The organism is Cystobacter fuscus DSM 2262 (assembly GCF_000335475.2).
Lineage (GTDB): Bacteria > Myxococcota > Myxococcia > Myxococcales > Myxococcaceae > Cystobacter > Cystobacter fuscus.
In genome coordinates this window covers 1-641 of record NZ_ANAH02000058.1, presented here as the reverse complement: position 1 = coordinate 641, position 641 = coordinate 1, and the positions used below count along the sequence as shown (strand labels likewise).

Here is a 641-nt window from a genome sequence, read left to right as displayed (position 1 = left end):
GTCGTGCAGTCGATCAGTCGAGATATACTGCTCATACAAATCTGTGGCAGCGGCCGGGCCATCCATACGAATGCGCTTATGTTCCCTCTGCCGATCAAATGCTGGGTCTGGGTCTCTCTCCTTCCTGACTGGTGGCAACAGCATCTCGACAGAGGACCTTCCCTTATACTCTGTCTCCCAGAGCTCCTTTACCGCCAGCTGTGCGCGATCGTACCACTTCTGTCTTTCTTCATCGCCCTGAAGAACCCACTCTTGCCTGAACCATGCCCACTTTCGATATGGATCGAGTATTTGAGCTGCGTAGTACGCTGGCGGAAGGTCAGCATCTTCGGGAAATCGATGTTGCCAATTCCGTTGTCGGTTGCTGTAGTACTCTTCACACTTTGACCACGCAGCATCTGCACAACCCTGCAGATATTCCCACGCAAAGTTACCGTCGTCCGCCTTGTGGATGTCATGATAGTGGTCCTTGGTCTCGTTGATCTCACGAAGAAGACAGTCCAGCGTCGAAAACCAATCAGCGAGGGATGTCTTGTTTCCTTCCGCAAGCATGGTCGCTGCGTAGAAGTCCTTCAGAGCGAGCTCGATCTTTTCAAGTTCGAACCAATGCTGTCCATCTAGCTTGAAGTTCGCTATCCCTT

The 641-nt window shown here is 52.0% G+C and carries 1 protein-coding gene; it reads right to left on the bottom strand.

Annotation, left to right across the window (positions count from 1 at the left end; genetic code table 11):
- Positions 1-641: hypothetical protein (locus tag D187_RS56530; protein WP_162159744.1), on the bottom strand; the 641-nt coding region annotated here is incomplete at both ends.